Source organism: Mycobacterium sp. 3-98, from assembly GCF_035918355.1.
Classification (GTDB): domain Bacteria; phylum Actinomycetota; class Actinomycetes; order Mycobacteriales; family Mycobacteriaceae; genus Mycobacterium; species Mycobacterium intracellulare.
This window is the reverse complement of the sequence record NZ_CP142360.1, coordinates 1881650-1896907: the sequence shown is the minus strand read 5'-3', so window position 1 is coordinate 1896907 and position 15258 is coordinate 1881650. Positions and strand designations below refer to the sequence as shown.

At 70.1% G+C, this 15258-nt stretch carries 13 protein-coding genes; 8 read left to right on the top strand and 5 right to left on the bottom strand.

Annotated features, from left to right (window positions below; all coding sequences use genetic code 11):
* Positions 1-16: 16 nt before the first annotated feature.
* Positions 17-1210 (bottom strand): thiolase family protein, encoded by a 1194-nt coding sequence (locus tag QGN30_RS09305; RefSeq protein WP_136245794.1) that lies wholly within the window; start codon positions 1208-1210, stop codon positions 17-19.
* Between the two features lie 62 nt (positions 1211-1272).
* Between QGN30_RS09305 and QGN30_RS09300 the strand changes: the two genes are divergently transcribed.
* Complete coding sequence (locus tag QGN30_RS09300) at positions 1273-1608, top strand: Zn-ribbon domain-containing OB-fold protein (RefSeq protein WP_008259204.1); 336 nt, start codon at positions 1273-1275, stop codon at positions 1606-1608.
* A 9-nt stretch (positions 1609-1617) separates the two neighbouring features.
* On the opposite strand, the gene QGN30_RS09295 is transcribed toward QGN30_RS09300, so the two are convergent.
* Both QGN30_RS09295 and QGN30_RS09290 read right to left on the bottom strand, forming a co-directional pair.
* The gene (locus tag QGN30_RS09295) at positions 1618-3795 is read right to left on the bottom strand and encodes an acyl-CoA dehydrogenase (RefSeq protein ID WP_136245793.1); all 2178 of its coding nucleotides are present in this window, start codon (positions 3793-3795) and stop codon (positions 1618-1620) included.
* A gap of 128 nt (positions 3796-3923) precedes the next feature.
* Positions 3924-4691, bottom strand: coding sequence for an SDR family NAD(P)-dependent oxidoreductase (locus QGN30_RS09290; protein WP_008259206.1), 768 nt, complete (start codon positions 4689-4691; stop codon positions 3924-3926).
* A 112-nt stretch (positions 4692-4803) separates the two neighbouring features.
* On the opposite strand from QGN30_RS09290, the gene QGN30_RS09285 reads away from it, so the two are divergent.
* From QGN30_RS09285 to QGN30_RS09275, 3 genes are all read left to right on the top strand, one after another.
* Complete coding sequence (locus QGN30_RS09285) at positions 4804-6333, top strand: ATP-dependent DNA ligase (RefSeq protein WP_038538758.1); 1530 nt, start codon at positions 4804-4806, stop codon at positions 6331-6333.
* Between the two features lie 82 nt (positions 6334-6415).
* Positions 6416-7942 (top strand): Hsp70 family protein, encoded by a 1527-nt coding sequence (locus QGN30_RS09280; RefSeq protein WP_038537137.1) that lies wholly within the window; start codon positions 6416-6418, stop codon positions 7940-7942.
* Positions 7943-7956: 14 nt separating this feature from the next.
* Positions 7957-8619, top strand: coding sequence for a nitroreductase family protein (locus tag QGN30_RS09275; RefSeq protein ID WP_198347195.1), 663 nt, complete (start codon positions 7957-7959; stop codon positions 8617-8619).
* A gap of 3 nt (positions 8620-8622) precedes the next feature.
* Here QGN30_RS09275 and QGN30_RS09270 read toward each other — a convergent pair whose 3' ends face one another.
* A complete protein-coding gene (locus QGN30_RS09270) occupies positions 8623-9588 on the bottom strand; it encodes an LLM class F420-dependent oxidoreductase (protein ID WP_038537143.1) in 966 nt (321 codons plus the stop codon).
* Between the two features lie 501 nt (positions 9589-10089).
* Between QGN30_RS09270 and QGN30_RS09265 the strand changes: the two genes are divergently transcribed.
* From QGN30_RS09265 to QGN30_RS09250, 4 genes are read left to right on the top strand one after another with little or no spacing between them, the layout of a single operon-like run.
* Positions 10090-11298, top strand: a complete 1209-nt coding sequence (locus QGN30_RS09265; protein ID WP_225331047.1) for an acetyl-CoA C-acetyltransferase — start codon at positions 10090-10092, stop codon at positions 11296-11298.
* Positions 11295-12077 carry an enoyl-CoA hydratase/isomerase family protein gene (locus QGN30_RS09260; protein ID WP_009954717.1) on the top strand — a complete coding sequence of 261 codons (783 nt, stop codon included), beginning with the start codon at positions 11295-11297 and terminating at the stop codon, positions 12075-12077. The genes QGN30_RS09265 and QGN30_RS09260 overlap by 4 nt, the downstream gene beginning before the upstream one ends.
* A complete protein-coding gene (locus QGN30_RS09255; RefSeq protein ID WP_009954716.1) occupies positions 12074-13219 on the top strand; it encodes a CaiB/BaiF CoA transferase family protein in 1146 nt (381 codons plus the stop codon). Before QGN30_RS09260 ends, QGN30_RS09255 begins: the two co-directional genes overlap by 4 nt.
* A complete protein-coding gene (locus QGN30_RS09250) occupies positions 13220-14515 on the top strand; it encodes an acyl-CoA dehydrogenase family protein (RefSeq protein WP_248923179.1) in 1296 nt (431 codons plus the stop codon).
* Here QGN30_RS09250 and QGN30_RS09245 read toward each other — a convergent pair.
* The gene (locus QGN30_RS09245; RefSeq protein ID WP_008259228.1) at positions 14512-15183 is read right to left on the bottom strand and encodes an MspA family porin; all 672 of its coding nucleotides are present in this window, start codon (positions 15181-15183) and stop codon (positions 14512-14514) included. The two genes, QGN30_RS09250 and QGN30_RS09245, sit on opposite strands and share 4 nt — an antisense overlap.
* Between the last annotated feature and the right edge of the window lie 75 nt (positions 15184-15258).

Below are 15258 nucleotides of genomic sequence, written 5' to 3'. Positions count from 1 at the left end.
GAGCTCAATCACACGCTCAACAGGTGAGCATCATGCACCCCGCGACGGGCCCACCGCCGACGGAAACGACGCCGACCTCCGGGCGGCGGGCGACCTGCCGCTCCCCCGCATCGCCGCGCAGTTGCAGGCACCCCTCGTGCAACGCCCAGTAGCCGTGCATGCGCCCCGCCGACAGTTGGCCGCCGTAGGTGTTCAGCGGCAGCATGCCGTCGCGGGCGATCCGCGCGCCGCCCTCGACGAAGGGCCCGGCCTCGCCGTCCCCACACACACCGAGGGCTTCCAGCCACGCCAGCGTGAGATAGGTGAATCCGTCGTACAACTGGGCGACGTCCAGATCGGCGGGCCGCAGCTGCGTCCGCGACCACATCTGCGCCGTGGCGTCCGACATCGCCATCTTCGGGTAGTCGTCGCGGTGAAACCAGCCACCGGCGCCGTCGGATCCGCCGATCGCCTCCACCCGCACCGCGCGGTGCGGACAGTCGGCGCCGTACTCCGCGTGGGACACCACCACCGCGATCGAGCCGTCGATCGGGACGTCGCAGTCCAGCAGTCCCAGCGGGGTGGAGACCGGCCGCGCCCCCAGGTAGTCGGCCATCGTCATCGGATCCCGGTACACCGCACGGGGATTCAGCGCGGCGTTGCGCCTGCCGTTGAGCGCTATCCACCCCAGCTGCTCTTTGGTGGTCCCGTACAGCTCCATGTGGCGACGACAGTTCAGCGCCAGCCAGTTGGCGGCCGAATAGGCCTGCGCCGCAACCAGATCGTTGACGTCGTCCATCGCCCCGACGGCGGGCTTCGGCTCGCCCTCGGGTGTCTCGAACATCCGCGCCAAGGGAGGGGCGGGAGCGTTCTCTTCCTGCTTGACCGGGACGGTGCCGCCGAGCATCTGGATCGTCCGGTACACCACCACGTGCCGGGCTCGGCGTTCGGCGACCGCGCGGCAGGCCGACATCACCGGCGACAGCAGGCCGCCGGTGCCGAACCCGGATCCGCAGTCCGCGGCGTCGATGCGCAGTTGCGCGTTGACGTCTTCGGCGGGTGTGTCGCCCAGCGTGGCGATCCCGTCGATGTCGGTCGCGGCCAATCCGGCGTCCTCGATGGCCCCGCGCACCGCCTCCATCGTCAGCTCCAGGCCCGGAATGCCGGTGCGACGGCCGATCCGCGAGATCCCGATGCCGGACAAGATCGCGTCTTTTTCGAAATGCGTCATGTACACCGCCCGTCAGACCACACCGTCGCCGCGTCGAATCAATTGAGTGTACTGTATTCGTCGTGTCAGACGGGGCGCTGCTCATCGAGTACTGCGACGGCTGCGCACGCTGGGTGCATCCGGCAAGCGGCGAATGCCGCGAGTGCGGGGGCTCGCTGGTGGCGCGCGAGGTGTCGGGGCGCGGCACGGTGTTCACCTACACGGTCAACCACCACCCGTACAACCCGGAGATCCCCACCCCCTACGTCATCGCCATCGTCGAACTCGCCGAGCAGCGTGGCCTGCGGGTGGCGGCCAATATCGTTGACTGCGAACCCGATTCGGTGACCTGCGGGATGCCGGTCACGCTCCGCCCGGAGCGGGGCGCCGCCGGTGCGCCGCAGTTCGCGCCGGCGTGAGCCGCGGAATCAGTTGATCAGCGGGTCGCGCGGCATGCCGAGGATTCGCTCGGCGATCTGATTGCGGGTCACCTCGGAGGTGCCGCCGGCGATCGCCATGCCGCGCGCTCCCATCATCAGCCGGCCGGCCAGCGCGCCGGCGCCGTCGAGCAGCGCGACCTCGGGACCCAGCAGCGCCGCCATGATCGCGGCGCCTTCCACCATGTGCTCGGCCAGCTTCAGCTTGGTCACGTTGCCCTCGGGGCCCGGGCCCGCGCCTTCGACGCTGCGCGCGGCGCGCCGCAGGTTCAGCAGGCGCAGTGCGGTCTCCCCGGCCAGATAGTTCCCGACCCGAACGTGCCCGCCCGCCAACCGATCCGGGCGTTCCCGGGTCAGCTGCACCAGTTGCGAGGCCAGGCCCTCGTAGAACGACCCGCTGCCGCCGATGCTGACCCGCTCGTTGCCCAGCGTGGCGCGGGCGACCGTCCAGCCGGAGTTGGGCTCCCCGACGACGTCCTCGTCGGGCACGAACAGGTCGTTGAAGAAGACCTCGTTGAAGTCCGAGCCGCCGGTGATCTGCCGCAGGGGCCGCACCTCGACCTCGGGTGCTTTCATGTCGACGATCACCGTGGTGATGCCGGCGTGCTTGGGGGCGTCGGGGTCGGTGCGCACGGTGGCCAGCCCACGCGCGCAGTAGTGCGCCCCGCTGGTCCACACCTTCTGGCCGTTGATCTTCCAGCCACCGTCGACGCGGGTGGCCCGCGTCTTGATGGACGCGGCGTCCGAGCCGGCGTCGGGTTCGGAGAACAGCTGGCACCAGATCTCGTCCTTGCGCAGCGCCTTCTCCACGAATCGTTCGATCTGCCAAGGCGTTCCGTGCTGGATGAGGGTCAGGATCACCCACCCGGTGATCCCGTAGTCGGGCCGCTTGATACCGGCCGCGCGGAACTCCTCCTCGATCACCAGCTGCTCGACGGCGTCGGCCGCGCGTCCCCACGGCTTGGGCCAGTGGGGCATCACGTAGCCGGTCTCGATCAGCTTGTCGCGCTGGCCGTCCTTGTCCAGTGCGGCGATCTCGGCGACGTCGGCGCGGACGCCGGCGCGGAGTTCTTCGGCCTCGGGCGGCAGGTCGAGGCTGTTTTCGCGGACGGCGCCGGCGGCGGTGCGCTCGAAGACGTCGGCGGCCGGGGCGTCACCACCGAACAGCGCCGTGGTCACCACGGCACGCCGCAGGTGCAGGTGCGCGTCGTGTTCCCAGGTGAAGCCGATGCCGCCGTGCACCTGGATGTTGAGTTCGGCGTTGCGGACGTAGGCCGGGAACGCCAGCGCCGCGGCCGTCGCGGCGATCAGGCGGAATTGCGCCTCGTCCTCCGAGGCGTCCTCGCCCGCCGCGCGGGCGGCGTCCCAGACGGCCGCGATCCCGGACTCCGCGCCCACCAGCATGTTCGCGCAGTGATGCTTGACCGCTTGGAAGGTGGCGATGGTGCGCCCGAACTGCTGGCGCACCTTGGCGTAGTCGACGGCCGCCTCGACGCAGTCCGACGCCCCGCCGACCGCCTCGGCGGCCAGCAGGGTGCGGGCCCGGGCCAGCGCCGACTGCCGCGCCCCCGCCAGGATGTCGTCGTCGGACACCCGCACGTCCTGCAGGCGCACCCGGCCGGATCGCCGTGTCGGATCGAAGTTTTCCGGCACCTCGACCGAAACGCCGGCGCGGTCGCGCTCGAGCACGAGCACGTCGTCGCCGGCGGCGATCAGCAGCAGCTCGGCAAGGCCGGCGCCCAGCACGATTCCGGCCTCGCCGTTCGCGACGCCGTTGGCGACCTGCACCTGGCCGTCCAGTCCGACGCCCGCGGTGACCGTTCCGTCGATCAGGCCGGGCAGCAGCCGCGACTTCTGTTCGGCCGCACCGTCTTTGGCGATTACCGCAGACGCGATCACCGTCGGCACGAAGGGCCCCGGCGCTACCGCGCGGCCGAGCTCTTCGATCACCACCACCAGTTCGGGCAGCCCGAAGCCGGAGCCGCCGTACTCTTCGTCGACGTGCAGGCCGAGCCAGCCCAACTCGACCAGGTTCTGCCAGAATCCGGGCCGGGGCTCGTCGGTGGCGTCGAGCAGCGATCGCGCGGCCCAGCGCGCCTTTTGCGCGGTCAGGAACCCGCGAGCCACCTCGGCGAGTTCACGATGGTCGTCGGTTAATGCGATTCCCATGAGGGGCCCTCCTCGCGCGCCGCATGCCAGCCGGGTGTGATTGCTGGGTGCCTGCCCCGCTTCGAGGGGAAGCGGGGCGGCTGGCTAAAGAGTGTACTTAATGCGGGGAGGGCCCCAGCGGGCGGCGCCTACTTGGGGGCGAACCGCTGCCCGGCGTCCAGGCGCAGGCATTGGCCGTTGAGCATCGGGTTGTCCACGATGGCGGCCACCAGCTTGGCGTACTCCTCGGGACGGCCCAGGCGCTTGGGGAAGGCCGCGTCTTTGGTCAGCGCCGCCGCGAATTCGTCGGGAATGCCCTGGGTCAGGCCCGTCGCGAAGAGGCTCGGGGCGATCCCCAGCACCCTGATGCCCACCGAGCCCAGGTCACGCGCCATGGTCAGGCACATACCGGCGATGCCCGCCTTGGCGGCGGTGTAGGCGACCTGCCCGATCTGGCCCTCGAAGGCCGCGATCGACGCGGTGTTGATGATGACGCCGCGCTCGCCGGTGTCGGGGTCTTCGGGCTCGTTCTTCGCCATGTGCGCGGCGGCGAGCCGGCTGATGTTGAAGGTGGCGATGAGGTTGAGGTCGATCACCGACTGGAAGGATTCGAGGTCGTGCGGCCCGGACTTGGTCAGGGTCCGCTTGGCGATCCCGCCACCCGCGGTGGTGATCACGACGTGCAGCCCGCCGAGCTTGTCGACCGCGGCCTGCAGCGTCTCCTCGGTGCCGGTGAAGTCGGTGACGTCGACGGGATAGAAGGTACCGCCGATGCCTTCGGCCACCGTCTTACCGTCGGAGCCTTCGCGGTCGAGCACCGCGACGTCCGCGCCGCGATCGTGCAGCAGCTCGGCGCTGGCGCGACCCATCCCCGAGGCGCCGCCGATGACGACGACCTTCTTTCCTTTGATCTCCATCCGGACCTCCCATTTGTTGCTTGTCAGAATCGAAGCAATCTGTAACGTTACGTAGGCACGCTAGCGTGTCCGCTCCGGACGCTTGTCACCGAGCCATGCCAAGCTGGCAACCGTGCTCCTCCTCGACGTGGCAAAGGCGTCCACCGACGTCGGAAGCACGTCGTCGCGGCTGAGAAAAGTCGCCCACATCGCCGACCTACTGGCGCGGGCCGCACCCGATCCCGCCCTCGTCATGATCGTCGTGTCCTGGCTGTCGGGCGAGTTGCGGCAGCGCCAGATCGGGGTCGGCTGGGCGGCGTTGCGCTCGCGCCCGCCGCCGGCCTCCCACGCCACGCTGACCGTGGGCGCCGTCGACGCCACCTTCTCCGAGATCGGCGCCGTGTCCGGCAAAGGCGCACAGGCGCGCCGCGCCGCGCTCCTTACCACCCTGTTCGCCGCCGCCACCGAAACCGAGCAAACGTTCCTGCTGCGACTGCTCGGCGGCGAACTGCGCCAGGGCGCACTGGCCGGAATCATGGCCGACGCGGTGGCCAAGGCCGCCGGGATCCCGGCGGCCGCGGTGCAGCGGGCCGCGATGCTGGGCGGGGACCTGCCCGCGGTCGCGGCGGCGGCCCTGTCCGGCGAACCCGCCGCCCTGCAGGCCTTCACCCTGCGCGTCGGCCGCCCGGTCGGCCCGATGCTGGCGCAGACGGCGCCCAGTGTGGCCGACGCGATCGAACGCCACGGCGGGCGGGCGATTTTCGAGGCCAAGCTCGACGGGGCGCGAGTGCAGATCCACCGCTCCGGCGACCAGGTCACCGTCTACACCCGAAGCCTCGACGATGTCACCGCCCGGGTGCCCGAGGTGGTGGAGGCGACGCTGGCGCTGCCGGTGAACGACCTGATCGCCGACGGCGAGGCGATCGCGCTCCGGCCCGACAACCGGCCGCAGCGCTTCCAGGTCACGGCATCCCGGTTCGGCCGCTCGGTCGATGTCGCCGCGGCCGTTGCTGCGCAACCACTTTCGGTGTTCTTCTTCGACATCCTGCACCGCGACGGCGTCGACCTGCTCGACGCGCCGACCACCGACCGGCTGGCGGCCCTGGACGCGTTGGTGCCGTCCGCGCAGCGGGTCGATCGGCTGCTCACCTCCGACCCCGTGGAGGCCGGCGCCTTCCTGGACGCGACGCTGGCCGCCGGCCACGAGGGTGTGATGGCCAAGGCGCCGGACGCGCAGTATCAGGCCGGCCGCCGCGGGGCGGGCTGGCTGAAGGTCAAGCCGGTGCACACCCTGGACCTGGTGGTGCTCGCCGTGGAATGGGGGTCGGGGCGCCGCCGCGGCAAGCTTTCCAACATCCATCTGGGCGCCCGCGACCCGGACAGCGGCGAATTCGTCATGGTGGGAAAGACTTTCAAGGGCATGACCGACGCCATGCTGGACTGGCAGACCGCCCGGTTCAGCGACCTGGCGATCGGCGGGACGGACGGCTACGTCGTGCACGTAAGACCCGAGCAGGTGGTCGAGGTGGCCCTGGACGGCGTGCAGAAATCGTCGCGCTACCCCGGCGGGCTGGCGCTGAGGTTCGCCCGCGTGGTGCGGTATCGCGACGACAAGGGCCCCGCCGAGGCCGACACCATCGACGCCGTGCGCGCGCTGTACTAGGCGAGGCCTTTCTTACAGGCGACCGGACGCGCCGAACGAAAAGGTTGTGCCCAAGCCCGAGGCGCGGTCCTAAACTTGCGCGATGAGAGTCGGCATCGACTTTGGCACCACCCACACCGTCGTCGCGGCCGTCGATCGAGGCAACTATCCCGTCGTCTCCTTCGACGGCGTCGACGCGTGGCCGTCGATCATCGCCGCCAATGCCGCCGGCGAGTTGCGCTTCGGCGCCGACGCCGCGGCCGTCCGGCACGATCCGGGGTGGTCGGTACTGCGCTCGTTCAAGCGTCTGCTCAACGACGCCGGCCCGCAGACCCAGGTCAACCTGGCCGGGCGTGACTACCGCCTGGCCGATCTGCTCACCGGGTTCCTGGCGCAGCTCAAAACCGACCTGCAGCGTCACTCCAACGCCGACCTGGCCTCCGGCGAACTGATCGAAGCCGCGATCAGCGTGCCGGCCAACGCCTCGAGCGCCCAGCGCCTCCTCACGCTGGACGCCTACGTGGCCGCGGGATTCCGCGTCGTCGCCCTGCTCAACGAGCCGTCGGCGGCCAGCCTGGAATACGCCCACCGGTACCGCTCCACCATCACCGCCAAACGCGAACACGTCCTCATCTACGACCTGGGCGGCGGCACGTTCGACGCCTCACTGCTGAAGATGACCGGGCACGCGAACGAGGTCGTCGTCAGCGAGGGCATCCAGCGGCTGGGCGGTGACGACTTCGACGAGGCCATCGTCGAGCTGGTGCTGGCCGGCGCCGGCGTGCCCCGCGTCGACGCCGCCACGCGCGACCTGCTCGCCGAGGAATGCGCCACCCGCAAGGAGGCGGTCGGGCCGCAGACGCGACGCTTCCTGGTGGACCTCTCCCCCGTCGATCGTCCCCCGTTCTCCTGCCCCATCGACGACGTCTACGCGGTGTGTGCGCCGCTGGTCGACCGCACGATGGAGCTGCTCGACCGGGTCCTGCGCGACCCGGCGCGCGGCCGCAAGGACGTGGACCTCTCGGAGGTGGCGGGCATCTACGTCGTCGGGGGCGCGGGCGGTTTCCCGCTGGTGTCCCGGATGCTGCGCAGCACCTTCGGCGACAAGCGGGTCAAGCGCTCGCCGCACCCCTTCGCCGCCACGGCCATCGGCCTTGCCGTCTTCCTCGACAAGGAATCGGGTTTCGCGCTGTCCGAACGCTTTTCGAGAAACTTCGGCGTCTTCCGGGAGGCGGAGGCCGGCGCCGGGGTCGTGTTCGACCCGATCGTGTGCAAGGACGTCTCGCTTCCCGACGACGGCCGATCCCCGCTGGTGGTGAAGCGCAGATATCGGGCGGCGCACAACATCGGGCACTTCCGGTTCGTGGAGTGCAGCCGCCTGGTCAACGGACGGCCGGACGGCGACGTCACGCCGTACGACCCGGTGCTGTTTCCGTTCGACCCTGCCCTGCGCGACCGGGACGACCTCGGGCGTCAGCCGGTCGGCCGCTGGGCGGAGGGGCGGGACGGCCCCGATGTCGAGGAGCGCTACGTCATCGCGCCCAGCGGGGCGGTGGAAGTGACCCTGACGACGCACCCGGCCGGGTTCGAGCGCACCTTCCGCCTGGAGCGGTGCGGGTCGGCGAGTTGATGAGCCGCCCCGGCATGCAGCTCTACGACGTGATGCGAACGGCGTTCGCCGCAAGGGAATTCACCGACGATCCGCTGCCCGACGAGGTGCTGGGGCGCATCTTCGACAACGCTCGCTTCGCGCCCAGCGGCGGCAACCGGCAGGGCGCCCACGTCACCGTGGTGCGCGACGCGGCGGTGCGGCGCAGGCTGGCCGAACTCGGGATGCCCGCCGCGCGCCGGTACTTCGCGCAGCTGCAGGCGGGTGAAAACCCCTGGAATTCGATCCATCCCAGCGCGGTGCCGCAGAAGGCCATCGAGGAGACGGAGATCCCCGACACGTTCGTCGCGCCGATCGCGAAAGCGCCTGTGGTTCTGGTGGTTTCGGTGGATCTGACCGTCGTCGCCGCCCTCGATCAACATCTGGACCGCGTCGGCATCGCCGGCGGGGCGTCGGTCTATCCGCTGATTTGGAACATCCTGCTCGCCGCGCGCAGCGAGGGCTACGGCGGCACCATCACGACGATGGCCATCGCCGCCGAAGGGGACGTCCGCGGGCTGCTGGGCATCCCCGATCGGCACGCGGTCGCCGCGGTGGTGCCGCTCGGCAAACCGGTGCGGCAGCTGAGCAAACTGCGCCGTCGGCCGGTCGCGGAGTTCATCACCCGGGATCGGTTCGACGGCCCGCCGTTCGGCTGAGGTTCAGCGGGTTTCGCCGCGCAACTCGGGCAACACGGCTTGGCGCCACGCCGCGAAGAAACCGTCCATGTCGGGACCGATCTGCTGCACGTAGATCTCGTCGATGTCGGCGTCGATGTACTGGCGCACCTGCGCGATGTGCTTCTCGGGGTCCGAGCCGCAGGCGACGCTCTCGGCGACCGTCTCCGGTGGCACCAGCGACATGAGTGCGGCGAAATCCTTGGGCCGCGGCAGGATCTGGGAGGTCTGGCCGGGCAACCCCTCATTGGCCCACAACCGATGCGCCGTCTTGAGCGCGGCATCGGCGTCTCGATCCCAGCAGACCTTGGTCCCCGCCTGTACCGGTTTGTCGCCGCCGCCGGCCTCGCGGAATTGCTTGACCAGATCGCCGTCGGGCATGGCGATGCTGTACCCGTCGCCGATGCGGGCGGCCAGCTCCACGGCCTGGGGACCGAACGCGGACACGTAGATCGGCACCGGCTGTTCCGGCCGCGTGTAGACCCGCGCTTCCTGCACCTCGTAATGCTTTCCGTGGTGGCTCACCTCGCCACCCTGGTGCAGCTTGCGGATGACCTCGACCGCCTCCTCCAGCATTTCGAGGCGCACACCGGCGGACGGCCATGGGTCGCCGAGAATGTGCTCGTTGAGGGCCTCGCCGCTGCCCACCCCCAGCACGAAGCGCCCGTCGAGTTGCACCGCCGCTGTCGCCGACGCCTGCGCGATGACCGCCGGATGGATCCGGATGGTCGGGCAGGTCACCGCGGTGCTGACGGGCAGCGACGTCGCCTCCGAGAGGGCACCGATCACTCCCCACACGAACGGGCTTTGCCCCTGCTCGTCGTTCCAGGGGTGGTAGTGGTCGGAGATCCACAGCGCGTCGAAGCCGGCGTCCTCGGCGCGCTTGGCCTGGTCGATGAGCTCCTTGGGGCCGAATTGCTCGCAGGTGAGAAAGTATCCGATCTTGGTCATGGCGCCCGGCTACCCGCTCAGCGCCCGGTTATGCGCGGCCGATGGGGGTTGCGTGAACGGGGCTGCGGCGCAGCGTGTTTGCGCCCAACCGCGCGGCACGCAACATCGGCCCCATTGGTCGCGTCCGGGAAGGGCAGTAGCGAATGCCCACCTCCCAGCGACAACGGCACCGCGCCGGGCCCCCCGCACGACGGCACCGCGCCGGGCCCCCCGCACGACGGCACCGCGCCGGGCCCCGCACGACGTTGTCGCTAGGAGGCGGGCAAACAGCTTGCGCCCCCCGCCGGGGGCCGGTGTGGCAGATGTGACTGGGGCCCCCTCAGCGGCCCACCGGCGCCACAGGCGGCGCTGGCCCCCGCAAGCACCGCCCGCACAGCCCCGCGTCCCGCGAGAATCGCTTCGCCAATTCGGAGAAGGTGGTTCTCCGCGGCCGAGAGACGATTTACGATCGCTGGTGACCTGAGCCGACCACGACGATCGGAGTCCGCCATCGACGCCTGGATTCTCGACGCGGTACGCACGCCGCGCGGGCGAGGCCGCCCCGACGGCGGACTGCACGCGGTGCACCCGCAGGCCTTGCTCGCGCGCTGCCTCACCGCGCTGGCCGAGCGGACCGACTTCGATCCGGTCGACGTCGATGACGTGATCGCCGGCAACGGCATCCTCAGCGGGGACCACGGCGACGACATCGCCCGAATGTCCGTTCTGTTGGCGGGGTGGCCGGAGACCGTGCCGGGGATGACGTTGAGCCGGTTCTGCGGCTCGGGCCAGCAGGCCGTCACCGTTGCTGCGGCGGGCATCGCCGCCGGCAGTGAGGATTTGGTGATCGCCGGCGGTGTCGAGTCGATGTCGCGGTGGGGGGTAACGGCCGGGGTCCCGACGATCGACGGCAACAATCCCGATCTTCGCGCGGTGTACCCGACTGTGCCACAAGGCATTTCGGCCGATCTGATCGCGACCCTGGAGGGATTCGGCCGCGAGGTCGTCGACGCCTACGCCGTGCAGAGCCAGAGCCGCGCCGCCGTGGCCATCGAGGAGCGGCGCTTCGATCGTTCCCTGGTCGACGTGGCCACACCGGAGGGCCGCGTGGAATGCGACGAGCATCCGCGCCCGGGCACCACCGCCGAGACGCTGTCACGCCTCAAACCGGCCTTCGAGGCGATGGGGGCCGCGCGCGCCGACGGCGAGCAACGCACGTTCGACGAGATTTGCCTCGAGCGCTATCCCGGCGTCGACCGCATCGATCACGTGCACCACGCGGGCAATTCGTCCGGCGTGGTCGACGGCGCCGCCGCCGTGCTGCTCGCCTCCTCCAACTGGATGCACACCCACCGCGTGACCCCGCGGGCGCAGATCCGGGCGACCGCGGCCATCGGCAGCGAACCGATCATCATGCTCACCGCGCCCGGCCCCGCGGCGCAGCGGTGCCTGGAACGCGCCGGCATGACGGTGGCCGACATCGATCTGTGGGAGATCAACGAGGCCTTCGCCGCGGTCCCGCTCAAGACGATGCGCGATCTGGACATCGATCCCGACGTGGTCAACGTCAACGGCGGCGCGATCGCCCTCGGGCACCCGATCGGCGCCACCGGCGCCATGCTGATCGGCACCGTTCTCGACGAACTCGAACGTCGTGACCTGACAACGGGACTGGTGACCATGTGCACGGGCGGCGGGATGGGCACGGCGACGATCATCGAGCGGGTGTGAGGGTGCCGACCACGCTGGAGCTCGACCGGCCCGGTGACGGTGTCGCCGTCCTGCGTCTGAATCGCCCGCAGCGCCTCAACGCCATCAACGAGACGATGCAAACCGAATTGCGCGGCCTGCTCGGCGATTTGGCCGTCGACGCCGCGGTGCGCGCCGTGGTGCTGACCGGCGCCGGCCGCGGGTTTTGCGCGGGCATCGACGTGCGCGACTTCGGGCCGTCGATGCTCGAAGCCAGCGCGCCGGCGCTGGAGCGGATGCGCTTCCAGGAGAGGATGGCCGCCCTTGCCGAGGCGGTGCGCGCCCTGCCGCAGCCCGTCATCGCCGCCGTCAACGGCCCCTGTGTCGGGGCGGGCCTCGCGCTGTGCCTGGCCGCGGACATCCGAATCTGCTCGGCCGCCGCCACTTTCGGCAACGCCGCGATCCTGCTGGGGCTCTCCGGCGCCGAGATGGGCATGAGCTATCACCTGCCGCGCATCGTCGGCACCAGCGTGGCCGCCGATTGGATGCTCACCGGCCGCACGGTGTCGGCCACCGAAGCCGATCGGCGCGGGCTGGTCAGCGAAGTCGTCGCGGCGGATGGGTTGGCCGGCCGCGCGGTGGAGTTGGCCACGTTGATCGCGGGCCATGCCCCGCTCGGAGCGCAACTGACCAAGCGCGCCCTGCAGGTCAACACCGACGCCGCGAGCTTCGAGTCGGCGCTGGAACTGGAGAACCGCAACCAGGTGATCACGCACGCGACGGACGAGGCGGCCGAACGCCGCAAGAAGTGGTCTTCATGACCGGACCCCTGCGCGGCGTCCGCATCGTCATGATGGGCGGGCTGGGGCCCGCGCCGTTTTGCGGAATGTTGTTGGGCGACTTGGGCGCCGACGTCGTCCGCATCGACGCCGTAGCGGGGGTCGACGGGCCGTTGCCGATCGACTATACGGTCCGGCGCGGCCAGCGGTCGCTGGCCGCCGACGTGAAAGACCCCCGTGGGCGGGAACTGGTGCACCGGCTGGCCGCCGGCGCCGACGCCTTCGTCGACGTGTACCGCCCGGGGGTGGCCGAACGGCTGGGCATCGGGCCGGACGCGCTGACCGAGCGCAACCCGCGCCTGGTCTACGCCCGCATGACCGGGTACGGGCAGGACGGGCCGCTGGCCGGTCACGCCGGTCACGACATCAACTACCTGGCCCTCACGGGCGCGTTGCACGCCATCGGCACCGCCGAATCACCGGTGCCGCCGCTGAATCTGATCGGCGACTACGGCGGCGGCGGAATGCTTTTGGCGGTCGGCCTGCTCAGCGCGATCCTCGAGGCGCGCGAGTCCGGGGTGGGTCAGGTGCTCGACGTCGCGATGGTCGACGGCGTGGCGACGCTGTTGGCGCCCTACTTCGGGATGCTGCCGGCCGGCACCTGGCGCGACGAACGGGAAGCCAATCTGCTCGACGGCGGCGCGCACTTCTACGGCGTCTACGCCACGGCCGACAGTGGTCACATCGCCGTCGGTGCCATGGAGTCGAAGTTCTACGCCGAACTGTGCGATCGCCTCGGCGTCACCGTGCCCCAGGACGACGACGCGCCGGCCGCGTGGGCCGCGCACCGCGCCGCCCTGGCCGCCCGTTTCGCCGAGAAGCCCCGCGATGAATGGGAACGCATCCTCGACACGCCGGGATGCTGTGCCACACCGGTGCTTTCGCTGACCGAGGCGCCGCGGCATCCGCACCACGTCGCGCGGCAGACGTTCGTCGAACTCGACGGCATTACCCAGCCCGCCCCGGCGCCGCGCTTCTCCCGCACGCGACCGGCTACGCCGTCGGCCCCCGCGCTGCCGGGCGACCACACGCAAGCGCTGCTGCGCGAGGCGGGATTGGACGCGCAAACCATCGCCGAACTCGTCGACTCCGGCGTGGTGGCACAGAGCGAGAGGAGACGCTGAATGTCGTGGGACTTTTCCACCGACCCGGAATGGGCCGAGCAACTGGAATGGGTCGAAGGCTTCGTCCGCGAGGAATGTGAGCCGATCGACCTGATCGTCAAGGAGTCTCACGACCTGGGCGATCCGGTGCGCCAGGCGCTGATCCCGCCGCTGCAGGAGATCGTCAAGCAGCGCGGGCTGTGGGCCACGCACCTCGGCCCGCACCTGGGCGGCCCGGGCTACGGGCAGGTGAAGCTGGCGCTGCTCAACGAGATTCTCGGTCGCTCGGAGTGCGCTCCGATCGTCTTCGGCTCACAGGCGCCCGACTCCGGCAACAGCGAGATCCTGGCGCACTACGGCACACCCGAGCTCAAGGCGCGCTACCTCGAGCCGCTGCTGGACAACCGCATCATCTCCTGCTTCTCGATGACCGAGCCGCAGGGCGGCGCCGACCCGAAGGTGTTTCGCACCACCGCGGTGCAAGACGGCGGCCACTGGGTCATCAACGGCGAGAAGTGGTTCTCGTCGTTCGCCTCCATGGCGTCCTTCCTCATCGTGATGGCGATGACCGACCCCGAGGCGCCGCCGTACGAGCGCTACTCGATGTTCGTCGTTCCCGGCGACACCCCCGGCATCAACGTGCTGCGCGACGTGGGACTGGGCTACCAGCCCACAGGCGGCGGGCGCGAGGGCTATGTCCGCTACGAAAACGTCCGCGTGCCGGCCGATCACATGCTGGGCCCGCGCGGCGGGGCGTTCATCGTCGCGCAGACCCGGCTGGGCGGTGGGCGCATTCACCACGCGATGCGCACGGTGGGGCTGGTCCGCCGGATCTTCGACATGATCTGCGAGCGGGCGGCGTCGCGCTACACCCAGGGCGAGGTCCTGGCCAACAAACAACTCGTGCAGCAGATGGTCGCCGACTCATGGATGGAGATCGAGGCCTTCCGGCTGCTGACCCTGCAAACCGCTTGGAAGATCGATCAATTCAACGACTACCACGCCGTGCGGGCCGACATCTCGGCGGTCAAGGCGATGATGCAGAAGGTGCTGCACGACGTCTCCTCGCGGGCGCTTCAGCTGCACGGGTCGCTGGGCACCACCCACGAGATGCCCTTCGTGCAGTACCTGGTGGAGTCGTTCGTGCTCGGGCTGGCCGACGGCCCGACCGAGGTGCACAAGGTGACGCTGGCGCGGCTGTTGCTGAAGGACCGCGAGCCCGCACCCGACCTGTTTCCCTCCGAGCATTTGCTGCGGCTGCGCGCGGCGGCGGAGGCGAAGTTCGCCGACAAGCTGGCGGGCATCCCCCGCGGCTAAACCGCTTTCGTGACGCCCACGTAGGACAGCACCACGTCGGAGAGGTCGGTCTGGCGGGTCAGCACCGCATAGGAGCGGATGAACGACTGACCCACGCAGCCGTCGATCTTGACGTGGAAGTTGCTGATCATCACCCAGGGATTCGCGCCCTTGAACTGCTTCTTGATCACCGGCACCACGATCACCAGGCCCGGTTTGAGTCCCACGCTCATCACGCCGTTGATGGGGGCCGACACGAACGGCAGCAAGGGCGGCAGCGTGCCGGTGGCGTCGAACGTCGGGCTGACGCCGGGGATGATCCCGGCGCCGCCCTCCATGATCACACCGTTGGAGGTGCTCATGTCGATCCCACAGCCGATCTGGTAGCCCACTTCCAGGACTCCGTGGGCCTCTTCGGGTCCGCGGAGCGAGCCGACGAAGATGCCGCTGGACATGTATTCGCGCGACGAGATCGCGGTGGTCAGCGGCGCTACCGGAACCTGCATCTCGTCCTTGGCGCCCAATCCCAGCGTCCAGCCGTCGGGGGTGTTCAGGATCGCGGGGGGATTCGAGGGCACCGCCGCGCCGGCAGGCGGCGCCGCATCGGGCGGGGCGGGACCCAGCTGGGGTTCGGAGTCGGCCGAGGGCGCCGCGATCACCGACATGGCGAGGCACACGGCGATAGCCATGGCACGACGGACGACGATGGCTACCGGCCTCACGGGCGAAACCGTACGCAGGGTCGCATTTGGTGCGCGAAATTT

Excerpts from the sequence above, each read along its gene's own strand:
- QGN30_RS09305 (WP_136245794.1), bottom strand. The coding sequence starts at position 1,210 with ATGACGCATTTCGAAAAAGACGCGATCTTGTCCGGCATCGGGATCTCG.
- QGN30_RS09295 (WP_136245793.1), bottom strand. The coding sequence starts at position 3,795 with ATGGGAATCGCATTAACCGACGACCATCGTGAACTCGCCGAGGTGGCT.
- QGN30_RS09290 (WP_008259206.1), bottom strand. The coding sequence starts at position 4,691 with ATGGAGATCAAAGGAAAGAAGGTCGTCGTCATCGGCGGCGCCTCGGGG.
- QGN30_RS09280 (WP_038537137.1), top strand. The coding sequence starts at position 6,416 with ATGAGAGTCGGCATCGACTTTGGCACCACCCACACCGTCGTCGCGGCC.
- QGN30_RS09275 (WP_198347195.1), top strand. The coding sequence starts at position 7,957 with ATGCAGCTCTACGACGTGATGCGAACGGCGTTCGCCGCAAGGGAATTC.
- QGN30_RS09270 (WP_038537143.1), bottom strand. The coding sequence starts at position 9,588 with ATGACCAAGATCGGATACTTTCTCACCTGCGAGCAATTCGGCCCCAAG.
- QGN30_RS09255 (WP_009954716.1), top strand. The coding sequence starts at position 12,074 with ATGACCGGACCCCTGCGCGGCGTCCGCATCGTCATGATGGGCGGGCTG.
- QGN30_RS09250 (WP_248923179.1), top strand. The coding sequence starts at position 13,220 with ATGTCGTGGGACTTTTCCACCGACCCGGAATGGGCCGAGCAACTGGAA.
- QGN30_RS09245 (WP_008259228.1), bottom strand. The coding sequence starts at position 15,183 with ATGGCTATCGCCGTGTGCCTCGCCATGTCGGTGATCGCGGCGCCCTCG.